This is a genomic window from Micromonospora sp. 050-3 (assembly GCF_046549335.1).
In the GTDB taxonomy this organism is placed as follows: domain Bacteria; phylum Actinomycetota; class Actinomycetes; order Mycobacteriales; family Micromonosporaceae; genus Micromonospora; species Micromonospora trifolii.
In genome coordinates, this window is record NZ_JAJPVX010000001.1 from 2,419,988 (window position 1) to 2,445,249 (window position 25,262).

A 25,262-nucleotide genomic window follows, 5' to 3' on the forward strand; every position below is an offset into this window, starting at 1 on the left:
CGCGCCCTCCTGGTCCAGGGTGAGACCCGACTCCTTGAGGGCGACACAAACCGTCAGTGCCGGGCCGGGCGCGGGCCGACCAGCCGGCGGACCATCGGCGCGGCGTTCCACTTGGCCGCGCCGACCAGGTCGCGGGCGTGCTCCAGGACCGTGTAGTCGGGTCGGCTCAGCCCGTCGGCGATGGCCCGGTCCAGGTCGTTGCCGCAGCGGCTGAGCACGGTGTCGAAGTCTCGACGGACCGGCTCCTGGAGGTCGTAGCCGAACGAGCGGTGCAGCCGGGCGAAGAGCGGCTTGTAGAGCCGGACCCGCTCGTGCAACCCCGTCGAGTACGACATCGGGTTCTTCGGACGGCGGAGGATGTAGTCGGGCAGCACGTCGGCGAACGCCCGCCGGACGGTCCACTTCTCCTGCCCGTGGCGTAGCTTCAGATCCACCGGCAACCGCATCGCCAGCTCCACCACGCTGAGGTCGAGGAACGGCACCCGGGCCTCCACGCCGTGCGCCATGGCGGCCCGGTCGACCCGCTGCAACTCGGTGCGGCACAGGTTGCGGATCCGGTGCAGGAACAGTCGGCGGGCCGCCGCCGGGGCGACCTGGTGGTACATCGGGTACCCGCCGAACAGCTCGTCGGAGCCGTCGCCGGTCAGCACCACCTTGATGCCCAGGTCGCGGAGCCGCCGGAAGATCGGCACCGAGACGACCGCGTTGATGATGTCGCCGTACTCGGTCAGCTCGGAGATCCGGATGGCCTCGCGGACGTCGGCGAGCCGGATGTCACGCGGTCGCAGCTCGACCACCACGTGCGGCACGTCGAGGTCGGCGGCGAGCCGACGCGCGTACGCCACGTCGGGGCTGTCTGCCACGCCGACGGTCACCGCTACGCAGTCCGGGTGGATGTCGCGCACCTGCCGCAGGGTCAACGAGCTGTCCAGCCCTCCGGAGAGCACCACCCCGACGGTCAGGTCGGTCTCCACCCGCATCCGGATCGCGTCGCTGAGCGCAGCGCGGACCAGCAGCGCGGCCTCGTCCGGGTCGTCGACGACCGGCAGGCCATCGCCGATGGTGAGCAGGTCGACGTACGGGCTCAGTCGCACGTGCCCGTCCGCCTCCGCCCACCCGTGGTGCCCGGGCGGCACCTCGGCGATCGGGGCACCGTGCCCGACGAGCGCCTTGACCTCGGAGGCGAGGTGCAGGCAGCCGGGTCGACGGGACCAGTACAGCGGCTTGACGCCGAGCGGGTCGCGGGCCAGATATGCCCGGCCGGTGGCCCGTTCGACGACCACGAAGGCGTACTCACCGCGCAGCCGGGTCACCGCCGCCTCGCCCCACTGCTGAAACGCCGCGAGCAGCACCTCGGTGTCGCTCTCGGTGCGGAAGGCCTGACCCAGGCGGGTCAGCTGCGCCCGCAACTCCCGGTAGTTGAAGATCTCGCCGTTGAAGCAGAGCAGCCAACGCTCGTCGGTCGACGTCCACGGTTGCACCGCCCGGTCCCGGTCGACGACCCGCAGCCGGCGGGTGCCGGCGAGCAGCCCGCTCTCGGAGCGGGTCTCGGTGACCTCACCGCGTGGGGCCAGGGCGGCGAGCATTCGCCGGAAGGTAGCCGGGTCGGCCTCGGGGCCGATGCTCAACGCGATGCCGCACACCGGCTCAGGCCCCCATCTCGGCCTCGTACGCCCGGCGTAGGCGACGCCGGGCGGTGGGCGCGAGACACAGGTGCCAGGCCTGCCCCTCGTTGATCACGTTCAGCTCACCGGCCTCCTGCCGGCTCAGCAGCAGCTCCGCGAGGGCGTCCCGGGCGCCGAAACGCTCGAACCAGGCCAGCTCGACGTCGGCCGAGTAGCCGAGGCAGTGCCCGCTGGGCAGCATCGCCGCGTAGCCCAGGCGGCGCAGCCGGTACTGGTGCTCGGCGCTGCGGACCAGGCTGGTCACCCAGAGCGGCGGGGTGGCCGGGGGCGCGACGGCGGTGAACTCCCGGCCGATGTCGTTGAGCAGCGCCACCACCTCGCGTCGGGCGCGGCGGAACAGCAACCCCGCGGTGCGCGGGGTGGCGTCGGGTCGCAGCCGGCGACGCAGCCCGCGGGCGGCCCGGCCCAGCATGGTGGCGGGCTGCTCCTGGTAGCGGAAGCGCAGCAGGTCGCGGCGGCGCAGCCACTCCAGGTCGACCAGCTCGGCGCTGCCGTTGACCTGGTCGTCGGTGACGAAGGTCGGCGCGTCCTGCCACCACAGCACGTCGATGCGGGAAAGCAGGTAGATCCGGACCAGTGCCTTGAGGTCACCCGCCGAGGTGCGGTCGTTCGGTTGGTAGCGGGCCATCTCCAGCAGCAGCGTCTCGCGCGCGCCGATCAGCCCCTGCGGGGTGGCGTCGAGGACGGCGGCGAGCGACGGCTCCCGCAGCCGCTCGTCGATGAGCACCTGCCGGGCCCGGGTGCTCGCCGCGTCGGCCAGGGCGCCGACCTCGACCAGCAGTTCGGCGACGGCGGCCCGGTAGGCGGGCAGGTCGGGGGCAGGGGCGGGAACGCGGCGGGGGGTAGCGCCGGAGGGTCGACGGCGGGCCGGAGCGGTGGGCGACGGAGGCGAACCGGGCTGCTGTCCCGGGCTACGGCTGGGCACTCGCATGACGGGTCCCTCTCTCCGGTCACGGCACTGGGTGGTTCGCCCTGAAACACACCGTAATCATCGGGACCGGAACGGACCGAACATTCCTCCTATCTCCCCCCGAACGGAGCGTCGACGACGCACCCGCCCGGGGTGTGACCGTCCGTCAGTCGCCGTCCGCCGGCACCAGGGCCTGCACCTCGGCGTACGACGGCAGTCCCGCCGGTGCGGTGAGCCCGCCGTCGCGCACCCCGTCGGCGGCGGCGACTACGGCGGCCAGCGCGGCCCGGAACAGCAGCGAGCCGGTGCTGACCCGGGCCACCCCGGTGCCGCCCAACTCGGCCAGTCCTGGGCCGCCCGGCTGGTACAGCGCGTTCACCGGAGCGTCGATCCCCTCGGTGAGGATGCGCAGGGTGACCAGGTCGACAGTCCCGGGCACGAAGATCCCGTCGGCTCCGGCCACCCGGTAGGCACGAGCGCGAGCGAGGGTGCGCCGCAGCGGGTCGTCCACCCCGAGCCACCAGGTGTCGGTGCGGGCGTTGACGAACAGCTCCGGCACAGCCGCCTTCACGGCCGCGACCTTGGCAGCGGTGACCTCGGTGTCGGCGAGGGTGCCGTCGGCGCGCCCGTCCTCCAGGTTGATCCCGACCACGCCGAGTCCGGCCAACTCCGCCACGTACTCGGCGACCTCCGCCGGGTCGTCGCTGAACCCGGCCTCCACGTCCACTGTGAGCAGCACCGGCAGCCGGGCCAGCCGGCGGGCCAGGGCGAGGGTCTCCGTTGCGGTGGCCGCCGCGCCGTCGGGAAGGCCGGCGGTCGCGGCGACCCCGAGGCTGGTGGTGCCGATGGCCGGATGTCCACGCGCGGCGAGCGCCGCCACCGAGGCGTGGTCCCACGCGTTGGGCAACAGCAGGGGACGCCCGGCGCGGTGCAGGGCGTGGAACGCGGCACGACGGTCGATCATCGGACGCTCACCTCCAGAGTTGTCGGCACCCGCAGGGTCGGGTGCGGCTCGTGGCGCACCGGGGTCGGGCCGCGCCGGCAGCGCTCCCGCAGCACGTCGAGCACCCCGCTGGCCAAGGCCAGGGCGTGCCGGTCGCCGGGGCAACCCCGCTCCCCCGTCCCGAAGGTCAACAGCCCAGCGCCGTGCCGACCGGGCTGGAACGTCGCGGGTTCGGTGAACGCCTGCGGGTCACGGTTGGCCGCGTCGAAGCGCAGCAGCACCGGGCTGCCCGCCGGCAGATCCCGCCCGCCCAGCCGTAGCCGGTCGACGGTGACCCGTCGGGTGGCCCGGACCGGCGGGTCGAGGCGCAGCACCTCGGCCAGCAGGTCGGCGGTCCGTGCCGTGGCCGCCGTTCGCGGGGTGGCCGGGGGCAGCAGGTGGTGGGCAGCGGCGCCGATCAGGCCGGCAGTGGCGTCGCACGCCTGAACCAGCAGCCCGATCAGGTTCGCCAGTACCTCCGGCGGGCCCGGCGGCGCGAGCGCCAGCAGCGCCGCCACCGCCCGGTCGGCCGGCGCTGTCAACGCCGGGTCCACCCCCGGGTGGTACGCCGCCGCGGCGACAGCGACCGCCGTCCCGGCGGCTGCCGGATCAGCGAAACCGAGGCGATCGGCCAACGCCCGCAGCGGCACCGGCCGGGCCAACTCCCGCATCACGTCGACGCGATCGCCGACGCGGTCGAGAACGGCCCGGGTCAGCCGCGCCGCGTCGTGGCGCAGATCGTCCGGGGCCAGCGCGGCCAGCGCGCTCACTGCGACCGCCCGACGGTCGGCGTGCCGTCGTGGTGGACTGAACCGGCTGACAGTGGCGCGCAGCCAGGCGAGGGTGCCGGGCGGACCGGGATCGACGGCCGGCACCTGGAACGCCGGGTCGGTCAGTGCCGCCCGCACGTCAGCGTGCCGGGTCACCCACCAACCGCGTTCCGGTTCGAACGAGGGCGGCCCACACGCCGGTGTTCCCGGGGCGGGCGCAATGTGTGGCCAGTTGTCAGTCACCGCCCGACCGTAGGGCGCAAACCGTTCGCCCCGCACCGAACGATCCCGGCGCGGTCACCTGCGGTCGCCCGTCAGGCGCGGCCGCTCGTGGGCGGCGGGGCTGCCGGCGGGTCGAGGGCGTGTTCGGAGATGGCCAGCGCCGCGGCCAGGCCAGGTCGGCCGGTGGGAGTGAGACGGACGGCACGGCCGGTGCCCTGGCTGATCCAGCCCAGGTCAGTGAAGCGGCGGCAGAGCGCCGCGCCGAGCGCTCCGGCCAGGTGCGGGCGGCGTTCGGTCCAGTCCAGGCAGTCGCGGACCACCGGGCGACGGGCGGCGCGCAGCACGTCAACGGGTACGCCCAACCCGGCCGCCCAGGCCCACCCGTCGGGTGTGAGCGCCAGCCCGCTGGCCCGGTCGAGCCGCCGCTCGGCCAGCAGCGCGTCGTACATCAGCACGCCCAGCCGCCCGGCGAGGTGGTCGTAGCAGGTCCTGGCGTACGCCAGGGAGGCGGTGGCGGTCGTCGCGCGCAACGACCCGGTCGGGGTGGATGTGGCCGGGGCGTGCCCGGCCAGGTCCTCGATGAGCTGGGCAACGGACGGCCCGGCCAGCCGCAGGTAGCGGTGACGGCCCTGCCGTTCCTCGACGAGCAGGCCACCGCGGACGAGTCGGGTGAGGTGGTCGCTGGCCGTCGACGGCGCGACACCGGCGCGCCGGGCCAGCTCACCGGCGGTCCACGCCCGCCCGTCGAGAAGCGCCAGGCACATTCCGGCGCGGGTGCCGTCGGCCAGCAGGGCCGCCAGCTCGGCCATCCCCCGACCGTCGGTGCCAACGCTCATCGCCCCAGTCTAGGAAGGCTGGTGACGCACCGATGAACAGCGACCCGGGGGCCTCCGTCACGTTGACGAAGACCCCCGGGGCTGGTGGTGCCGAGGATCAGGCCGGTGGCGTCGGGATGAGGTGCGCGGTGAAGCTGACCGCCGACGGGCTCACCTTCGCTGCCGCCATCCCGCCGGGAGCGGCGAACCGCCGGTCCAGCGCAATGGTGGTGTTGTTCCGGTTGCGGTAAACCACCACGAAGCCGGTCCCGCCGCTGTTCTGGATCGGCGCGATCGTGGGATCGGTGGCGGCGGTAGCGGCGGTCGGGTCGCCAGGGTTCTCGTACAGGCGCAACCAGTCACCCCAGGTGCCCGAGCCCTGCTCAGTCTCGTACACCCGGTACATCTCGTTGTCGGACCCGCGGGCGACGACAACGATCCGGCCCAACGCCGGGTCGAGGATCGCGGCCGGGGAACCGGCAGCGGTGAACGTGCCCACCGTCTGCCAGGTGACCGGCCAGGCCCCACCCAGCTCCTGCTTCTTCATGACCAGCGAACCGTCGGCCGCACGCGCCACCACGGCGGTGCGCGGACCCTGGATGAGGAAGGCAGCCGGCACGCCGGTCACATTTCCGCCCAGATCCGTCCACCCGGTGAGGGCGCCATCGGTCGAGTAGACCGCGGTCTTGATGGTGCCGGTGCTGGTGGTGGCGACCAACTGAACCCCGTTGCCCAGCGCGACAGTGGTAAGGCCACCGGCGAGGTCGACGTCACCCAGGCTCTTCCACGATGCGGTCGCCCCGGTCTGACGGTAGTGCCAGAGGCGACCGTCGGCGTCCACCGCGAAGATCACGCTGCTGCCGTTGGCGAGAGTGACCGCGACCGGCGGGGCTGCCATGGTTCCGCCGTAGTTCCCGGTGGTGCCCCAGGTCGCGGCGTTTGCCACCGTCTGGGCACCGGCCCAGACCGTACCCGTGGTGTGCAGGGCGCTGATCTGCATCTGCTTGCTGGCGCCCAGCACGTTGAGTGCGGGCTGTCCGGTGAACGCCTCCGCGCCGAACTGGGGGATGTGCTGGACGCTGGCGAAGTCGTCGGGGTTCGCCTGGTGGACGACCCGCACCTGCCCGGTGTTGTCAGTGTGCGCGTAAACGATGGTCCCGAGCGCGCTGCCGTCGCTCGGCTCTCCCTGCCTCGCCACCGACCGAGAGAAGGATTGCACCGGCAGGAACGGAAGCGGGTCGGCGAACCAGCCCTGCAGGTCGACCAGGATGTGCGCAGTACCGCCGCTGACGTTCTTGATCCGAACTTTCCCCTCGGTGCCCAGCTTGGTCACCACGAGGCTCGATCGGGTGATGTTGCTCCCTGCGGGGAAGTCGGCAGTCGAGGTGGGGTTCGGAGTGCCGTCAAGCGGCGTGACGGTGAGATACCCGGCGGCCGCTGGACCGACCACGTGCACGTTGAGGACGGCGGCGGCGATGCCCCGAGTCGGCAGGCCGTTGGTGCCGCCCACCGCGACGTCGACGGAGCCGCCCGCGGGCACCGCTTGGGCGCCGGTGGGCAAGCGGCTGTCGTACAGCCTCGTCGCCGGGATCGGACGCAGACCCGCGCCGGTGGTCGGGCTGCTGGTCCAGTACCCCTGGACCGTGATGGCGACGTGCACGGCGGGCCCGCGAGCCTCCAGTTGCACGTTACGGCTGCCATCGGAGTTGAGCTTGACCGCCATCACCATGGACGTGGTGGCCTTGACGTAGTCGATGCCGACCTTCGCGGTCGCGCTCGACCCGACCGTCACCCAACCGTTGCCGGTCGAACCTGTCACGACCACGTCGAGCAGGACCGCCTTCGCGGTGCTGGGCACCAGCCCGCCACCGGAAAGGTTGGCAGTGCGGGTCCCGCTGGTGGGTAGGGTGCCGGTGGCGATCCCCAGCCCTACTCGGCTGTCGACCACGCGCGTGTGGTTCACCGGCACGAAGCCAGAGCCGACGCTGCCCGTGGCGGTGGTGTAGTAGCCCGCCACGTCCACTTTGATGTGCAGACTGCCGGTCAGGTTGTAAACCGCAATCTTGCCGTTCGCGCCCGGCTTGACCACCGACGAGTTGGTGATCACCTCGCCAGCGGCGGCATTCAGCTCCGAGGTCGTCCGGGTCGTCTGGTCCGGGTAGACAGACAGGAACGTGTTCGCGGTCGGGCTGATCGCCGTCACGTCCACCATCAGCGCGCTGACACCCGTGGCCGGAACGCCGCCGATCCCCAGGGCAGTGAATGAGGTGACCGATCCGGCGCCTCGGGTGCCGGTGGTGCTGCCGACACCCGTGCGGGTGTCGAGCAGGGCGACGGTGTCGATCGGTACGTAGTCACCACCCCTGCCCGCGGCGTCGGCATGGGCTGGGGTCGGTGAGACAACCATTGCCAGCACGACACCAAGGGCAGCTAATCCACTACCGACACGGGCGCGCAAACGTGAGGTTAACAATTCTTGCATGCAAATTCCTTCTAGAGGAGGCAACTGCGGAGGTGGTCGGAAACCGCTGATTGCAGAAACTCTCGGACGCTCGGGGGCCTCCGTCGCGTGGACGAAGACCCCCGGGGCTGGTGGTGCCGAGGATCAGGCCGGTGGCGTCGGGATGAGGTGCGCGGTGAAGCTGACCGCCGACGGGCTCACCTTCGCTGCCGCCATCCCGCCGGGGGCGGCGAACCGCCGGTCCAGCGCGATGGTGGTGTTGTTCCGGTTGCGGTAAACCACCACGAAGCCGGTCCCGCCGGAGTTCTGGATCGGCGCGATCGTGGGATCGGTGGCGGCGGTAGCGGCGGTCGGGTCGCCAGGGTTCTCGTACAGGCGCAACCAGTCACCCCAGGTGCCCGAGCCCTGCTCGGTCTCGTACACCCGGTACATCTCGTTGTCAGACCCGCGGGCGACGACAACGATCCGGCCCAACGCCGGGTCGACAATCGCGGCCGGGGAACCGGCAGCGGTGAACGTGCCCACCGTCTGCCAAGTGGCCGGCCAGACGCCACCCAGCTCCTGCTTCTTCATGACCAGCGAACCGTCGGCCGCACGCGCCACCACGGCGGTGCGCGGACCCTGGATGAGGAAGGCAGCCGGCACGCCAGTCACGTTCCCGCCCAGGTCGGCCCAGGCGCTGAGGGTGCCGTCGGTGGAGTAGAGCGCGGTCTTGATGGTGCCGGTCATGGTGGTGGCGACCAACTGAACTTCAGTGCCGACCGCCACAGTGGCGAGGCCACCGGCGAGGTCGACGTCACCCAGGCTCGTCCACGACGCGGTCGTTCCGGTCTGACGGTAGTGCCAGAGGCGGCCGTCGACGTCCACACCGAAGATCACGCTCGTGCCGTTGGTGAGGGTGACCGCGACCGGCGGGGCCGCCATGGTCGCGCCCAGGTTTCCGGTGGTCGCCCAGGTCGCGGCGTTCGCCGCCGTTTGGGCACCGGCCCAGACCGTGCCCGTGGTGTGCAGGGCGCTGACCTGCACCTGCTTGGTGGCGCCCAACACGTTGAGCGCGGGTCGCCCGGTGAACGCCTCCGCGCCGAACAGCGGGATGTGCTGGACGCTGCTGAAATCGTCCGGGTTCTGCTGGTGGACGACCCGTACCTGCCCGGTGTTGTCGGTGTGCGCGTAGACGATTACTCCGAGCGAACTGCCGTCGCTCGGCTCCCCCTGCAACGCCGTCGAGCGGGAGAAGGACTCCGTCGGCAGGAACGGAAGCGGGTCGGCGTACCAGCCCTGCAGGTCGACGACGATGTGCACCGTACCGCCGCTGCTGTTCTTGATCCGGACCTTGCCCTCGGTGCCCAGCTTGGTCACCACGAGGCTGGACCGGGCGACGTGCGCGGCGGGGAAGTTCGTCGTCGACGCGGTGTTCTCGACGCCGCCCAGGGGCGTGACGTTGAAGAACCCGTCGACCGTCGAGCCGACCGCGTGCACATTGAGGACGGCCGCGGCGATGCCACGGGTCGGCAGGCCGTTGGTGCCCGCGACCGCGACATCGACGGTGCCGCCGGAGGGCACCGGCTGGGCGCCACTGGGGAAACGGCTGTCGTACAGGGTGGTCGCCGGAACCATGCGCAGGCCGGCGCCGGTGGTCGGGCTGCCGGTCCAGTAACCCTGGACCGTGATGGCGACATGCACGGCCGAACCGCGGTTCTCCACCACCACGGAGCCGCCGGCACCGGGGTTCAGCTTGACGACCATCCCCAACGAGGTGGCGCCCTTGGCGTAGTCGATGCCGGTCTCCGCGGTCGCGCTCGACCCGACGGTCATCCAGCCGTTGCCGGTCGCGCCGATCACCACGACGTCCAGCATGACCGCCGTCGCGGAACTGGGCACCAGCCCACCGCCGGAGATGTTGGCGGTACGCGTTCCACGGGTCGGCATCGTGCCGGCGGTGATCCCCTGTCCAGTCCGGGTGTCGACCACCCGGGTGTGGTTCACCGGTACGAAGCCGGAGCCGGCGCTGCCGGTGGCGGTGGTGAAGTAACCCACCACGTCCACTCTGATGTGGACGTTGCCGCCCGCGTTGCGTACCGCGAGCTTGCCGTTGGTGCCGGGCTTGACCACCGCCGAGTTGCTCATGACTTCACCGACCGAGGCGTTCATGGCCGAAGCCTTCGGGTCCGTCAAGTCCGGGTAGATGGTCAGGAACGTGTTGGCAGTCGGGTAGATCGCCGTCACGTCGACCATCAACGCGCTGACCCCACTGCTAGGGATACCGGCGATGCCGACGGCGTTGAAGGTGGTGACTGACTTGGCGCCCCGAACGCCGGTCGTGCCGCCGGTGCCATCCCGGGTGTCCAGGAGGGCGATGCTGTCAATCGGTACGAAGTCACCACCCCTGCCGGCAGCGTCCGCGCTGACAGCGGTTGGCGCACCGGCGATCAGTCCGGCGGACAGAAGAGCAACGAGTGACGACGCGATCAACTTCTCGGGTCGCAGCCATTCTCGGATCCGATGGAACAAATCCTCATCCTCATCTCTAATCAAAGACTTTGACGACAGATCGGCAACGACGATCTCGACTAGCCATTCCGTCAGGCAAAGAACATCAGGTCAGGACTCCCGGAAACCTCGCGTTCCGCCAGCAACGGCGATGGCTCAGCCGGCGAGATACCGACTTCGGCCCAATAGACGCGACCAGCGACGACGTAATCGGTGTCCCGATCGTGCCGGAGAAGGAACATCGTCAGATCAGGCCACGCCTTCCCCAGGCGCGCCTCCTCGGCGGCCTTCTGGTCGGGCGTTGCCCTTCGAAGATCGAAATCGCGATACACGTCCGACACACACGTGCGCGATACGTCATGGAACACCAGATCCAGGACCCGGAGGTCGTCGATCTCAGGGTCGCCGACGAGGCCTCGAAGGTGCAACCTGCTGTGGCCCACAGCTATCGACCACGGTTTCACAAGCCCTTCGATTCGCAGGGGCAAATTTGCTCGAACGAGCCGCTGCTCAGCCAACTTTCCTCCAATCACCGAACCGACGGTTGTATCGGAAGAAGTTAACCTTGTCCATCATGCCCGCAGCGTCAACCTGAAGCAGTTCCCACTGCGTGTCAAGCCGTAACCCTTCCTTTGTGGCGCGTGCATTCGCGAGGGCCTTGCCAACACCGCCGTTGCCGCCAGGAAGGCCGTCGAGCATAAAGGAAACCTCCCCCTCACCGCGCGAGGCACGGCCAATCGCGGAAGTAACTTCGTCACGCCAGGTAGCACTGCGCGCACCCAATAGATGCCGGGCCCCCACTTGATCGGCGAAGTCCTTCAACCCGAAGTCACGCCGCCCGAGAGCCACGTGGTCCAAGGGTCCGATAAAGTCGCCGCAGTTGTGCACCAGGATCGGCAGGTCGACTGCAACCACGTAGTACGTGTGGAGGGCGTCGACCGTGAGGTTGTATACCTGGCGCTGTTCGGTCCACTTGCGAGTGGCAACCACAGACGCTGGCCGGTGGTCAGCCGTCTCGAAGACAGAGCCGCTGACCAGATCCTGCGCCTCGACCCAACGGCTCTGATCGGCGACCCAGAACGGGTGACCGCCCGTAGCGGTCAGCCTCTCCGTTCGATCGCCCTTCTTGCCGTCAGAGTCGACAGTGATCTCGACGAGGTCCTTGGTGCCCGCACCAAGGATGAGTGCGGTAACCGCACGTTCCTCGGTACGTCCGGTCGTGGGGTCGGTCGCGAGGACCCTGTCCCCGACCCGCACCTCGTCGATGCGCTTGGAACTGCCGTCCGCCATCAGAACCCGGGTCTCGCCGGTGAAGCTGTTGGGGCACTTGCCGAGCAGGCCCCGACCAATGCTGCGGGCCTCGCCCATGCCCGCGTTCAGCGCCTTGCTGCCCGCAGACCGGAGACCGCCGCCCAGCCCTCGGATGCCGGCACCCAGCGCCTGGCCGCCGATGGAGCCGAGCGCACCTCCACCGGCACCGAACAGACCGCCCATGGCGGTGGCGCCGGCGAGGTCCCAGCCGCGCTTGCCGTCCATGTAGCCGGTGACCGCCGAGCCGACCGCCCCGGCGAGCGCCCCGCAGGCCACCGCCCCGACACCGGTCCAGCCGATGGCCGCACCGCAGCCCAGGCCGACGACCGCACCCACGGCGAAGCCGACGATCTCGGCGGAGTGCTCGTCAACGAACTGGGTCGTCTTGTCCCAGATCTTGTCGGCAGTCTCGACCAACGGCGCCAGCCGTTGCGTCGCCGCCAAGAGCAGGTCTTCTTGGAACTTCTTCGGGTCCTTGATGGCCGTTGTGACCAGCGCGACGACGCTTGCCGGTGCCTTGAACCCGGTCGACACCACCTCCTTCAGTTTCAGCAATGGCTTGGTGAGGGCTTGGACCACCGGCAGCTTGGTGAACTGGACGGCCTTCTTGATGGCGCTCTTCGCGGCGGCGGTTACCGCGACCTTGGCCCGATAGATCTGTTGGGCTACCGCCCTCGCCTGTTGCTTCGCCCAGTCCTTGGCGCGGCCAATCTGATCACCGGCGTATTTGAGCGCGTTGCCGACAGCATTTATGGCACTCTTCGCCTTGTTGACAATGAAGTTCGCGGCATTGGAAAGGACGTTTCCCACCGCCCTGACGGCGGACTTGGCGAAGTCCCAGGTAGCGGCCGCCCAGCTCTTGGTCGTGTTCCACGCTGCCGCCCCCCAGCCGGAGACGGTACTGACGGCACTGGAGGCGACATTCTTCACGAAGTTCCCAGCGCGCTTCATCCAGCGCGGCAGGTGCCCGTCCGGGTCGTCGAAGTCCAGCGGGGCGCCAGCACCATAGGTGTAGCGGTTGGCCAGGATCGAGTCGCCGGTGGTGTAGTCGAGGCTGTCCCGCGAGGTGAACGTGCCAGTGCCGGGCTGGTACCAGCGAGCTCCCATGTCGACCTGCCCGGTGGCCGGGTCGGTCCAGTCCCCCTGGAAGCCCAACCGGCCGGTATTGCCGGTGCTGGTCACCTTCTTGCCGAACGGGTCGTACGCGGTGGAGTCGTTGAGGGTGGACAGTTGCGTGTCGGCCGGGTTGAAGGCCGCCACCACGTCGCCGTGAGCGTCGGTCAGCGACAGCCGCTTGTCGGCGCCCTGGGCGGTGGCGAGCAGTTCGTCGCTCGGGCCGCGGCCGTAGTACTCGTACCCGTCGTGCACCACCTCGTCGCCCAGACCGGCGTAGACGAACGAGTTCCCGGTGCGAGACGCCACCCGGTCCAGGCCGTCGTAGGTGTAGGTCTGGTCCTGCGCCCCGGTGAGCCGGTCGAAGGCGTCGAACGAGAACTGCTCGGCCAGGCCCGAGCTGGTACGGGTCCGCAGGGTGCCCCGCGGGGTGTACGCGTAGGTGTAGTCGCCGTCGGAGAGCAGCCGGTTGCGTTCGTCGAAGGTCGCGGACTTCGACCCGGCCCGAACCCGGTTGCCGCTGGCGTCCCAGGCGTACGTGACGGTCCCGGCCGGGCTGGTCCAGGAGATCAGCCGGCCGGCCTTGTCGTAGTCGTAGGTGTTGTTGCCGGCCCCGGCGGTGCCGGTGGTGTTCTTGCTGGTGAGGTGGCCGTTGAGGTCGAAGCCGTAGGCGACCGAGGCCACCGTCTGACCACCCGCGTTGCGCAGCACATCGCTGGCAACCCGCCCGTAGTCGTCGTACCCGAAGGTGCGGACGCGGCCGGCGCCGTAGTCGACGGTCTTGACGTCACCGGCGGCGTCGTAGCCCAGCTTCTGCTGCTGGCCGGTGATGCTGTCGGTGAGCGTGTCGAGGCGACCCTTGACGTAGCCGAAGGTGGCCGTGCCGGTCAGGTCGGTGCGGCTGGTCACCTGGCCGTCGTCGTTGTAGTCGAAGCTCGCCGTGCCGGACGGGCCGGCGGTGGACAGCAGCCCACCCCTGTCGTTCCAGTTGTACGTGTTGCTGCCACCGGGGGCGTTGACGCTGGTCAACCGTCCGCCCTGGTCGTAGTCCAGGGTCCGGGTCGCGGTCGGGGTGTCGCCCCCGGAACCGGTCTCCACCGTCAGTCGACCGGCCGCGTCGAACGTCCGCGTGCGGCTCACCCCACCCGGGGCGCTGAGTCGCACCGCGTTGCCGTCAGCGTCGTACGCGGCCGTCCAGGTGCGGTCCGCGGCGGCCGGGTGGCTCGCCGTGGACGGCTCGATCGCCGACTCCGGCAGGCCCAACGTGTTGTAGGTGTAGATGGTGGAGTTGTTGCGACCGTCGGTGTAGCGGGTTCGGTTACCGGCCGCGTCGTACCCGAAGGTGGTGGTGATCGCCTCGGCGTCGGTCGGCTCGACCTGCTTGACGAGCTGGTCCGCCGCGTCGTACTCGTAGGTGGTGACGGTGTTGTAGGGGTCCTTCGACGAGGTCATGTTGCCGGCCACGTCGTAGCCGTAGCTCTGGGTGCGCAGGACCGTGCCGTCGGCCTTGAGGTTCATGGTGTTGACCCGGTTGCCGAACTGGTCGTACCCGATCCGGGTGGTACGGCCGAGGCCGTCGGAGACCCGGACCTGCCGGCCGGCGAAGTCGTACCCGAAGATCGTGGCCTCGCCGGTCGGGGCGGTGCTGCGGGTGATGTCACCTGCCCCGTTGAAGGTGTTGACAGTGGTCGCCCCGGTCGGGGACGCCGACGAGGTCAGGTTGCCCGCGTCGTCGTAGGCGAGCTTGCTGACCAGGTTGCGGGTGGTCGGCCGACGCTCGACGACGGTCTGGGTGACCTGCCGGTCGAGGTCGTCGTAGGTCGACTCGACCCGGGCGCCGGTCGGGCCGGTGACCGAGAGAACCTCACCGGTGCGGGTGTAGGTGTAGCGGGTGAGCGCGCGGTCGTCGTTGGTCTTCGACGGTTCGTCCCGCACGGTCAGGCGGTTGAGCTGGTCGTAGGCGTAGCTGGTGATACCGGCCGGGTCGGTCTCCTCCAACACGTTGCCCAGGGCGTCGTAGCGGCGCTTGTGCTCGGGAGTGACCGTCTGGGACACCCCGGGTGCCTGGTACGTCGGCGCGAGGCTACGCACCACCCGCCCCAGCTTGTCGTACTCGGAGGTGGAGATCCGCCCGAGCGGGTCCTTGACCGCGACCTGCTCGTCGAAGGTGTTGTAGCCGACCGAGCTGGTCGGGTTGGTGGAGACGGCCGCGTTACCGTCGCTCTCGGCCAGCACGGTCGGGCCGCTCTGCCCGATCTGCCGGCCGAGTTCGTCGTACCGGAAGGTGCTGGTGTACTTCGCCTTGTCGGCGCCGGAGACGTTGCCGCGCGGGTCGGTGACCGAGGTGCGCAGGCCGCGCCTGTCGTACGTGTAGCTGGTCACCCTGGTTTCGCTGCCGGCGGTGACCTTCTCGGTTGTCACGTTGCCGGCGTCGTCGTAGATGTAGTCGACGACCTCGGAGGTGGCCAGCACCTCCCAGTTCAGGTTCGACGGGTTGCCGGTCCGGACCGTCTGGGTGACGTTACCGTTCAGGTCGTAGGTGAAGGTGTTGGTGCGGCGCAGCCCGCTGGGGTCGAGCACGGTGCTCTTCACCTTGCCGGTCTTGTCCGGCGTGTGGTCGGTGATCTGGGTGCCGTTGGCCCCGACCTTGCGGGTGACGTTGCCGGCACCGTCGTAGGTGTTCTCCTCCACGACGTAGTCCCGCTTGGAACCGTCGGGGTTGCGGAAGTCCTTGAGGGTGATCTTCTGGAGCAGGTCGTCGCGGTAGTACTGATACTCCAGTCGCCGGCCCATGGCGTCGGTGTCGCTGGCCAGCCTCCCGGCGAAGTCGTACGAGTAGGAGTGCAGGACCAGGTAGTCGCCGGTGCCCGTGCCGGGGGTGCCGGCCGGGTCGCTGCGCCAGTCCCGCAGTCGCACCTCGGCCACCTTGTTCTGTGCGGTGTACGCCCAGTCGTAGCGGTTGCCGTTGGCGTCGGTCATTGTCGTCTTGTTGCCGAACCGGTCGTAGCCGTAGCTGGTCTCGTTGCCCTCGGGGTCGACGACCCGGACCGGCCGGCCCTCGTCGTCGTACTCGGTGCTGGTGACCCGCTCGGGGTCACCGCCGAGCAGGTCGGAGACAGTGACCTTGGTGGGGCTGCCGTCCGCGTCGTACTCGTTGACGGTCCGGCTCTGGTGCTGCTTGCCGGCGACGACGTCGGTGGTGACCGGGCCGGTGACGGTGGCGACCCGCGAGTGCCCGTCGTAGGTGATCGTCGTGGTGACGCCCGAGGGATAGGTGTCGGAGATGACCTTCTCGGTGATCCGCCGGCCGAGCGCGTCGTAGGTGTACTCGGTCACCAGCCCGGACGGCTCGGTCACCTTGTGCAGGTCACCGTTGGCGTAGTACGCGTAGCGGGTCACCTTGGCGCGCCCGTCGGAGCTGGTGGCCAGCATCCCGGGCGGGATGATGCCGTTGATGCCGACTTCGCCGCCGGTGGTGTAGGTGTGGTTGACCGTGCTGCCGTCGGGGTTGCCCTGGCTGAGGAGCTGTCCGGTGGGGTGGTACGAGAAGGTGGTCCGGTAGGTGTTGTCGGTAGGGCCGCTGGAGCGGCCGTCGCGCTGCTCGACGGCCAGGTCGATGCGTGGGTCGAACTGGTCGGTGATGGTCGTCGAGTAGGTGTAGTAGTTCGTGAAGCACTGCGTGGGCGTACGGCAACTCTTGCGGGTGGCGAGACGACCCCTGCTGTCGTACGTCATCTCGACCGTGTCACCGTTTTCGTTGGTGACCTTGCTCTGCTGGCCGTCCTCGTTGTAGGAGAACGAGCGGATTGCCATGCCGTCCAACGGGTGGCGCACGAAGATCGGCCCACCGGCGTCGCCGGGAATCACAGTGCAGAAGGCCGGGTCGTTCGGGTCGGGCTGGGTGCAGACCTCGGTCGGCGGTGGGCTCGGCGTCGGGCTGGTTTGCCCGGGCCGGTCCTCCTCGCGGGTCTCCAGTCCGAGCGGGGTGCCGGAGCGCAGCAGACGACCGGCCAGCGCGTCGTACTCGTACAGGTAGGGGCGGTTGGCCGGGTCGAGGACCTGGACGCTGCGCCGCAGATCCGTGTCGCCGCCGTAGACGGTGGGCTGGCCCACCTTCCAGGTGCCGCCGTTGTCGTCGGTGTACTCCTTGACCCGGTCGGTGGCCGTGTCGTACTCGACCTCGGTGGCGACCCGGCCGCTGGGCAGGGTGACCCGGGTCAGCTGTTGGGCGGCCGGTTTGGCGTACCGGAAGTGCGCCTTGGCCGTGTCCGGGCCGATCGGGTGGGAGTAGACGGCGACCTCGTCGATGGTGCCGGCGAAGTAACGCTGTGCGGTGCTGCCCCAGCCCGGCCACGAAGTGGGTGAGGTCGCCGAGGCGAGACCGACCTGGTTGAAGGTCAGCAGCGAGTGCTCGATCGGCTGCCCGGTCTGCCCGGCCGGATTGGTGACCTTCTCACCGTCGAGGTACATGGTCTGGGTGTTGGCCATCGCGGACAGCACCACGTGGTGCCACTTGTTGTCGTTGACGGTGCTGGCCGAGGTGATCGGTGCGATCGTGCCGTTGGCGAACTGGCCGCGCAGCTTGCCGTCGGTGCCGGTGTAGAGCAGGGGCGCGCCGCTGGTGGCGGCGGTGCCGACGGCCTTGTCCTGGTAGCCGATGAGCGGGCCGCCGGTCTGGGTCAGGCCGATCTTGAACCACAGCTCGACGGAGACGTCGCGGCTCTTCTTCACCAGGCCCTTGGGCAGTTCCAGGTACGCCGAGGTGCCGTTGAAGGCGGCGGCGGTGCCGTTGGTGCCCTCCACCACACCGGGCTGGCCCAGGGTGACGTTGTTGCGGTAGGTGCCGGCGTCCTTGCCCAGGTTGATCGCCACGTCGCTGGCCGCGCCGGTGCCCTCGGCCTCGCCGAGGTGGTAGTAGGAGTCGGGCTTCGCGTCGAGAACGGCGGTGCGGTAGTGCGAACCGGCCGCGTAGGCGTAGTTGGTGCAGGCGGACTCCGGGCCGCAGACAGTGGTCAGCAGGTCACCGTTGTAGGTGTACCTCCAGGTCAGTGCCGCGCCGTTGACCTTGTCGGTGCTGACCGTCTCGATGTGGTTGCCGTTCCACGTGAAGATCAGCGACCGGCCGGCCGTGTTGCTCTGGCTGTTGGAGACCTGGGCCCGAGCGAGTTTGCCGGTCATCGGGTCGAGGGTCAGATTCACTGAGCGCCCGGATTTGTCGCTGATCTTCTGGAGCTTGTAGAGCAGCGAGAACTGGTACGTGCTGCCGGAGCGGTCGACCAGCTTCCAGTTGCTGCTGTCGACGGTGAGCTTTGCGACCCGGCCCGGCGGCGGCGCGTACGTGCCGTCCGGGTTCTTGCCGAACCGCACCTCCTGGCCGTCCGGGTAGCGGACCACCACGTTGCCGGTGCCGTCGTTGTCGGGGACCAGCGTCATGTCGTACCGGCTCGACCAGCCGGCACCGAAGACGCCGGACGTGCGGGGGTCGAGGCTGTTGTAGGTGCGGACGAGGTTCAGCTCCGGCCCGACGGTCACCACAGTGGCGTCCACCGCGGAGGTGGCGAAGTTGCCGGTCTGCGCGTCGAACTCGCGGCCCTGCTCGGCGTTGGGTGAGGTGGCGATCCGGGACAGCAGGTCCGGTTGCGGCACCGACGTGAGCATCGTCGAGTACGGCGAGATGACCTCGTTGGCGCTGTCCTTGACGAAGGACCGCCACAGGTAGCTCTTGCCCCAGACCATTCGGCCTGCGGGCACCACCCAGGACTGCTTGGCCTGGTAGCCGGAGTTGGTGCAGTTGGTCGCCGCGCCGGCGTCGGTGCGGTCGCAGATCTCGAACTTGAACGACAGGGTGGCGCCGGGTGCCGCGTCGGTGTCCACGGCCCGGGCCCAGAGCAACGGGGTGAGCGTGGGTGCCTGGTAGCCGTTCTCCGGGTAGAGCTCCTGCACCACCGGCGGCACGTCGAACACCTGGAGCACGATCCGACCGGGTGGCACCTGGTGGTCGGTGAAGACCGCCCCACCGGTACGCACCATTGTGAAGTCGAGGAAGTAGTTGCCGGGCTCCAACCGCTTGACTGTCGCGTCGAGGGTGACCTTCGCGCCACGGGCGAGCGTGGTGGGCAGATTTGCCGCCCGCTGCTGGGTCACCGCGGCGCCGGTCTGCGCGTTGTAGACCCGGTAGGCGAGGTAGTAGTTGGCCGGCGTCCAGGCCTCGGCGCCGAGGTTGGTGACGGTCACCTTCACCTTGCCGTCCTGGTTACGCAGGACTGCCGGCTCCGGGGTCGGCTTCGGGATCGCGTACCCGGCGTTGTACGGGCTGTGCGTGACGTAGAGCGCCGGCGGGTTGGCCGTGTCCGTTCCGGCGAACTTCTTCCACGCCGAGGTGTCGGTGGTGGACGCCCGCAGCGAGAGACCGTTGTTGGCCTGCTGGCCGTTGGCCCACCGCTGCACCAGGTTACGGCCGGCGACACCGAGGTCGAACATCTCACCGGCCGCCGGGCAGGCGGACTGGGACTGACCGAAAGCAACGTGCCCATGGGCGAACGAGCGGCTGACCAGCGCGCCACCCACCGACGGGCCCGGGTACGAGTAGCCGGCGCCGGCCGACCACGACCCGGTGACCGGGTGGACGGTGACCGCGCGCGCCTTGCAGGAGGCCGCGTCGAAGTTGACAGCGGAGAGCGCCGCGCCGTGGATGGTGTGGTTCTGGAGTCGGCTCACAAGGTTGCCGAACTTGAGGTAGGCCGCCGCGTTGCTATCACCGGAGCGACCGACGAGCAACTCGTCCTTACCCTCGACCGAGCGGCCGCCGTGCACGTACATGCTGCTGTCGGCGTTGACCGCGTCGACCGGCGGACCGACGGTCGGGTCGACCTCGACCGGGTACTGCCGGGCGGGGTCAGCCAACCAGGCCCGGTCGGGAGTGACCTTCAGCGCCGTCTGCCCACCCGTGGTGACCAGCTCGTACGCGACCTTTGTGGAGGTGGCGGGAGCGGCCTTGGCCGAGCCGGCGTCCACCATGTAACCCGGCGGGATGATTCCGCGCTGCTGCCCGTTCCGGTCACTGAGGACGACCTGGCCGTCGACCAGCTTCGCGGTGAGGTTGCGCAGGTTCAGCGGGAACACGTACGACGTGGGCGCCTCGACCGAGTGCAGGACCAGGGTTTCCTTCACGCCACCGGCTCGGGGCTCCAGGCGCAGGTCGACGTCGGGGCGTACGCCGGGGTAGGTGACGGCGGTGCCGTCCACCCGGCCGGGCGCGTTGGTCGCCTCGGCCAGACCGAAGCCGAACTCGGTGTCACCGTCGAAGCTCAGCCGGGCCACCTGGTTCGCGGCGCCGTTCCCGGCGAGGCGCAGCCCGACCGAGTCCGCGGTGGTCCCCCACCCGTCGGCGGCGGGCACCAGGGTGTGGTCGATGGGCGCCCAGGTGCCGTCCGGCTTGCGGTAGTTGATGGGGGCGGAGGAAAACTCGGTGGTCTGGGTGCCGTCGGCGTTGTCGAAGACCCGCTGGTCGGCACCGCGCTCGGCAGGTCGTTCCCGGCTGGTGCGCTTGTCGAAGCCGCGGGTGTCGTCGACGGGTGCGGTGGCCACTGACGCCTTGTTGCGTCCGGGGGCGGGCTTGTCGGCGAGCTTGTGCGGTGGGTACTGCCCGCGTAGCGACTTCGGAAGGTCACGGTTGGGTCGTCCGGACGTGACGTGCGCCTTGCCCGCCGCCGAGCCCCATGCCTGCTTCGGCTTCGCGCCGCCACCCCGCCCGGTGGAGGCGACACCGTCGCGGTCCCGGGCGCCGCCCGCCGGCAACGCGGTCACCCCGCTGCCACCCAGGTTGAGCATCAGCACGCCGGCCAGGGCCGCCGCCAGGAGGGACCGGGTGGTGCCGGAGCCGAACACCGAGCGTTGCCGGGGTAGCCGACCACGCAGATCGGTCAGCCGACCACGCGGGTCGGGCAGACGCCGAATGCTGAAGGACATGGTTGGTCACCCCTGGATCGAGGACGGGCGGAGAGGCGGGGACAGGCGTGCGTGGGCCGCGAGACCTGCGAAGGCCCCACGAAGCCGGGTCTGCGATCGCCGATACCCCTTTAGGGGCACGGCGGTACGGCGTCGACTTATCGGTCGACGAAAATCTCAGGAGATACGAAGAGGCAGCTCGGGTGGACGGAATTCACGCCGGAACGGGTCGCCCAACAACACAAACATCGCCTCGGCACGGCAAAATGCCGCCAAGTCAGCGGTCACAGCTTCACACCCCCGTGTGCTGCTACTCATCGATATGCCGCTGTAGGTTGCAGCACGGTCAATCGGCTGTCAAGCCACGGCGGCCACGGGCGTGCGGATCAGCACTGCGACCTGGGAGGATTACTTTCCGTCAAGACACAGGGCGTTTGATCACTTAGGTCCGTTTGCTACTCGCACCGACGCCGCCTCCCCGTCCATCGTGGACGCCGTCAGACTCCACGAGCCGGGCCGCACCTCCGTCCGTCGAACGCCCTCGGCAGCCGATCCACGGCCGTCCATGACGACCGCATCCATGGCGAATGAATGCAAGCGCCGAACAAGGTACGCAGCTCGCGAACTAGCCGGAAATCGAATTCACTTAGATCCATAATTGTCAATTTAGTTATTATTGATGCGGTAACGCGAACGGGACGAGCCGCATCGGCTTGCCTGCTGCTCTACTCTGAAGGGAGCCGCGGCGCCACTTCGGCAAGTCGAGGCCTCAGCGCCTGCACCCCGGGCGGATAGAAGCAACCGCATGATCTGGACGAAGTTCAGAAGCGACCGCACCCCTCGCCGACTCCGCGCCGTGTCCGAGCTGCGGTTTCCTGCCAGCGGGCGCGAGCACCTACGAAATCGGTATCCCCACCTCAGTGACGGTGACATCGTTCTCGTCGAGACCGCGACCCGGCAGTGGTTCCGGATCATCGCCCGCCAGCCCAACGCGAAGCTGTCGATGCCCTCGGTGGTCGTGAACGATCTGTGGCAGGAGTTGACCCTGCATTCGCGGGACTACGCGACGTTCTGCGACACAGCGTTCGGGCGCTCCCCGCAGCCTGAGCCAAGGTCCGCGACAGGCGGCAACACGACCGACGACAATCGACGGTCCCTGCTGCTCACCACGCTGAGCCACGGCCGCCGGGACGAAGCTTGCGGTCCGAACGGCCTTCCGCTGCTGTTCCGGGTGGACCAGGAACTGCACATCCACGATGGCAATCGCTACCTGGCCGACTGCGGAGGCCGAGGCGAATGCTTCCCGGTTTCCGGCCGGGTCTGCCTGCAACACCTCGCAGGGCCGGGCAAGCGACCCAAACCACCCGGCATTCGCGGCGATCTGCCCTTCAACGACGGCCGTCACGGCTACGCCGGCGGTGCAGGCGGCGGCGGTGGCGGCGAGTTCAGCGGCGGGGGCGATGGCGGAGGCGGCGATGGCGGTGGGGGCGGCAACTGAGGCCCGGCCCGGCCACCTGGGACGGTCGGCACTGCCTAGTACTCCAGCCGGGACGTAGTTCGTTGACGGTCAGCGCGATCAGCCCGGTCGGGTCGGGACGGCTGCGGTGGTTGGTCGCGGCGGCGAGGAAGGCGTGGGCGAGGATCGCCAGGGTGGTCCATCGGTGCCAGGACGTCCAGCGGCGGTTCTGGTGCTGGACCAGGCCGGATCCGGTCTTCGCGGCTTGGAACGACTCTTCGATTTCCCAGCGGCGGCCGGCTACCAAGACGAGGTTGCGGAGCGGGACGGGTTCGGGTGACCAGCAGCGGTAGAAGGCCAGCTCACCATTGCGGCGGTTACGGCGAATCAGCAGCCAGTGGTGCCCGCCGTGGGCGTCGGGGGCGTGCGGCAGTGCGGTGAAGGACCAGTCGTAGTAGCGGTGTCCCTTCGCGCCTCGACCCGCGGACACCCGCTGCCAGGCGGTGGCAGGAAGACCGGCGGCGAGGGCGTCAACGCGGTAGATGCGCACCTGCTCAGGGACACCGGCCTCGGCGCGGCGTTCGGCGTCGTCGCACCAGGACTTCGGCAGGTAGAGCGCCGTGTCGAGCATCGCGTGACCAGCGTCGGTGGCGTAGACGAGGTGCACGGCGACCTGACAGTTCTCGATCTTCCCGGCGGTGCCCGAATACTGCCGCTGGACGCCGACGGTGTGCCGGCCCTTCTTCAGATCGCCCGTCTCGTCGATGACCAGTACCGCCGCGGCATCACCGAGGTGGTCGCCGACGAACTCGCGGACATCGGCGCGGACATCGGCATCGTCCCACTTGACCCGGGTCAGCAGCTCCTGCATCCCGTCCGGACCCGTGTTACCGGCATGCTCCGCGATCGCGTCTACCCTGTAGCCGGCAGCCACCGCCGCGTCATGGTCAGTCCACACAACCATCCATGCTCGATGGTGGCTGCGCCCGCTCCGGCCCCGGATGAGCCCTCCCCCGGATCAGACCAACTCCTCTGGCTGGAGTACGAGCTGATCGCAGCCGGCGCCACACCAGGCCCGCCGAGATACTCGCCGCAACGCCGATGACGACGCAGTTCAATAGACGGGCGGCCGCTGGGACGGAACTTCGGACGGGACTGAGGCCATCTTCAGGCCCCGCTGCGCGCACTCTCGGTTCGGTCAACAAAGTTCTGGAATGCTCCTCATCAATGATGAGGAGAAAGCGTCGTCCTCGTCTCGTCCCCGCCGTACTCGCCGCCCAGGCCCCCCGAGCCATCGGCCAGAAACGCCGAGCGACGTCGCCACGAAACATGCCGCCCAGCATGTCCCGAAGCAGCGGTTCCGAGATGGTGCCAATCTCGTAGCCCATCCAGGCGTACTGCAACAGCAGGTTGGTGTAGACGTGCTGCCGCTTGGCGGTGTCATCGGGCAAGTCCAGCGGACCCCAGCAGGGCAGGTAAAGAGGTAGATCATCGAGTTGCATCCGGATCAGATCCGCGTGGAAACCGCGGATGGCCTGGATCCGTTCCGCTCTGGTCTGGCGGGCCTGGAGCAGCAGCGACGCCGCTACGCCTCCGAGCGCAAGTGCCGACAAGACCGCCGACGTGGCTCCGTAGGTCTGGCCGATATCACTCAACCGGCCCCAGTCTTCCGCCTCTCCCAGGCTCACAGCTCGCAATGCGATGGGCGACAGGATCACCAGCCCCACCACGACAAGGACTACAGCGACTGCGGCCGACGCTTGGCCGACGCGACGGGCCAGGCTCCGCCCTCCTATCGCCGGGCCTGGCACCGAAGCGCTACCGACACTGCGTCCGTCTGCACGGTCCTGGGCCCTGGTGCTTCGATGCATCCCGGCATTCTGCCGTCCCGTGCTGCTCGCCTGCTGACCCATGACGATGGCTGGGATGTGCGCCCCAGTGCTGCTGTCGTGCCACCAGCGGAAACGGCACGAAGGCTCCGACCACGATCTCCGGCTGGGGTACTAGCGGGCGTGGCGTTCTGCGGCCGCATGCCACCAGGCGGGCGGGCTAGGGTCGGTGACCGTCGCGCTCGGCTGGTCAGGGTGCAGGCCGAGTCCACGTAGTGCGGCAGCCTCGACACGAATGCCAACCCAGCCGTGCCATCGACCGTCATCGCCGACGCCACAGGCCAGATTGACGGAGATCGCGTTCGCCTCGAAGGGCATCCAGTCGATGCCCCGATCACGTAGTCAAGCGCGTACGGCGGCCATCGGCTGCGGGCAACCCCGGGTGTTCGCATAGGCCGCGATGGTGACCCACTCAGTTTTCAGAGCGTCCATGGCGACCATGATCCCTGATGTCACCCGGCTCCGGAAGTGGGATCCTGGCCCGTGTCGGCGATGCCCACCAACCAACTCACGGCAGGCGGTGGCGGTCATCGTCGCCGCCGCCGGCCCGCCGTCGCACGGACGGCCTCCCGGCAGGCGGCGACCACATCGGCGTCGAGGTCAACGGCGTGCCGAGCCAGGTACTCGGCCGGCATCGACACCTTCCGTTCCTCGGATGCGACTCGCTCAACCCAGCCGCCCCGGAGCACGTGCGGCGTGAGCACCTGATCCGCGCTGTCCACGTCCTCAAGGAGCTTCGGCAGGTCGATCCGGTCCTGTTTCCCGCTGCGGAGCCCTGCGAAGATCGTCTCGTACGGTCCGCCCTCGAAACCGACTGTCGACGAGACAGCCAGCAGAACCCGCCCATCGGCCGGCGGGCCGACAGCAGGTGGGACATCGCCGGCCTGGACGACGTGGAACGGGAGCTGGGCGAACCACCCGTGCGCCGACCACAGAACGAAAGTCCTCGCTCGCGGGCTGACATGGACCCGCCACGCGCCGCCGTCGACGCCCGTCCAGTCCGGCCACCGGCGGCAGAAGTAGTCGCTGGAACCACTCGCCCATCGTCGACCCAGGCCCGACTCCCGCAGACACCTGAGGTGGCACTGGCCGGACCGGTCGTCAGTGCCGGACCGGTCAGGGCCGAGAGAGTACGGAGCCAGATAGAAATCCTGACCCACCAGACCAAGGGACAGTCGGCCGCAGAAGCAGCATCGTTCGGGGATACCCGC

13 protein-coding genes are annotated in these 25,262 nt (G+C 69.4%); 1 reads left to right on the forward strand and 12 read right to left on the reverse strand.

The genetic code is table 11. The features are described 5' to 3' along the window. Positions 1-53: 53 nt before the first annotated feature. From ACLJOK_RS11000 to ACLJOK_RS11040, 9 genes are all read right to left on the reverse strand, one after another. Complete coding sequence (locus tag ACLJOK_RS11000; RefSeq protein WP_410818072.1) at positions 54-1,643, reverse strand: asparagine synthetase B family protein; 1,590 nt, start codon at positions 1,641-1,643, stop codon at positions 54-56. A 4-nt stretch (positions 1,644-1,647) separates the two neighbouring features. Continuing rightward, entirely contained in the window at positions 1,648-2,616 is a 969-nt protein-coding gene (locus ACLJOK_RS11005; protein WP_410818074.1) for a DUF5715 family protein, read from the reverse strand. Between the two features lie 145 nt (positions 2,617-2,761). Next, positions 2,762-3,559 carry an isocitrate lyase/phosphoenolpyruvate mutase family protein gene (locus ACLJOK_RS11010; RefSeq protein ID WP_410818075.1) on the reverse strand — a complete coding sequence of 266 codons (798 nt, stop codon included), beginning with the start codon at positions 3,557-3,559 and terminating at the stop codon, positions 2,762-2,764. Beyond that, a complete protein-coding gene (locus ACLJOK_RS11015; protein ID WP_410818077.1) occupies positions 3,556-4,503 on the reverse strand; it encodes a cytochrome P450 in 948 nt (315 codons plus the stop codon). The genes ACLJOK_RS11010 and ACLJOK_RS11015 overlap by 4 nt, the downstream gene beginning before the upstream one ends. 158 nt (positions 4,504-4,661) lie before the next feature. Then, the gene (locus tag ACLJOK_RS11020; protein WP_410818079.1) at positions 4,662-5,405 is read right to left on the reverse strand and encodes an ArsR/SmtB family transcription factor; all 744 of its coding nucleotides are present in this window, start codon (positions 5,403-5,405) and stop codon (positions 4,662-4,664) included. Positions 5,406-5,502: 97 nt separating this feature from the next. Next, positions 5,503-7,866, reverse strand: a complete 2,364-nt coding sequence (locus tag ACLJOK_RS11025) for a hypothetical protein (protein WP_410818080.1) — start codon at positions 7,864-7,866, stop codon at positions 5,503-5,505. A 123-nt stretch (positions 7,867-7,989) separates the two neighbouring features. Further along, positions 7,990-10,356, reverse strand: a complete 2,367-nt coding sequence (locus tag ACLJOK_RS11030; protein ID WP_410818082.1) for a hypothetical protein — start codon at positions 10,354-10,356, stop codon at positions 7,990-7,992. Positions 10,357-10,427: 71 nt separating this feature from the next. Then, on the reverse strand, positions 10,428-10,853 hold the full coding sequence (locus ACLJOK_RS11035) for a hypothetical protein (protein WP_410818084.1): 426 nt from the start codon (positions 10,851-10,853) through the stop codon (positions 10,428-10,430). Continuing rightward, entirely contained in the window at positions 10,846-20,727 is a 9,882-nt protein-coding gene (locus ACLJOK_RS11040) for a LamG-like jellyroll fold domain-containing protein (protein WP_410818085.1), read from the reverse strand. Before ACLJOK_RS11040 ends, ACLJOK_RS11035 begins: the two co-directional genes overlap by 8 nt. A 784-nt stretch (positions 20,728-21,511) precedes the next feature. Between ACLJOK_RS11040 and ACLJOK_RS11045 the strand changes: the two genes are divergently transcribed. Further along, a complete protein-coding gene (locus ACLJOK_RS11045; protein WP_410818087.1) occupies positions 21,512-22,204 on the forward strand; it encodes a hypothetical protein in 693 nt (230 codons plus the stop codon). On the opposite strand, the gene ACLJOK_RS11050 is transcribed toward ACLJOK_RS11045, so the two are convergent. The 3 genes from ACLJOK_RS11050 to ACLJOK_RS11060 all read right to left on the reverse strand — a co-directional run bounded on the left by ACLJOK_RS11050 (position 22,152) and on the right by ACLJOK_RS11060 (position 25,211). Then, on the reverse strand, positions 22,152-23,126 hold the full coding sequence (locus tag ACLJOK_RS11050) for an IS701 family transposase (RefSeq protein ID WP_410818089.1): 975 nt from the start codon (positions 23,124-23,126) through the stop codon (positions 22,152-22,154). The genes ACLJOK_RS11045 and ACLJOK_RS11050 overlap by 53 nt on opposite strands. Continuing rightward, a complete protein-coding gene (locus tag ACLJOK_RS11055) occupies positions 23,110-23,892 on the reverse strand; it encodes a DUF6082 family protein (RefSeq protein ID WP_410818090.1) in 783 nt (260 codons plus the stop codon). Before ACLJOK_RS11055 ends, ACLJOK_RS11050 begins: the two co-directional genes overlap by 17 nt. Before the next feature lie 686 nt (positions 23,893-24,578). Continuing rightward, complete coding sequence (locus tag ACLJOK_RS11060; RefSeq protein ID WP_410818092.1) at positions 24,579-25,211, reverse strand: hypothetical protein; 633 nt, start codon at positions 25,209-25,211, stop codon at positions 24,579-24,581. Positions 25,212-25,262 lie beyond the last annotated feature (51 nt).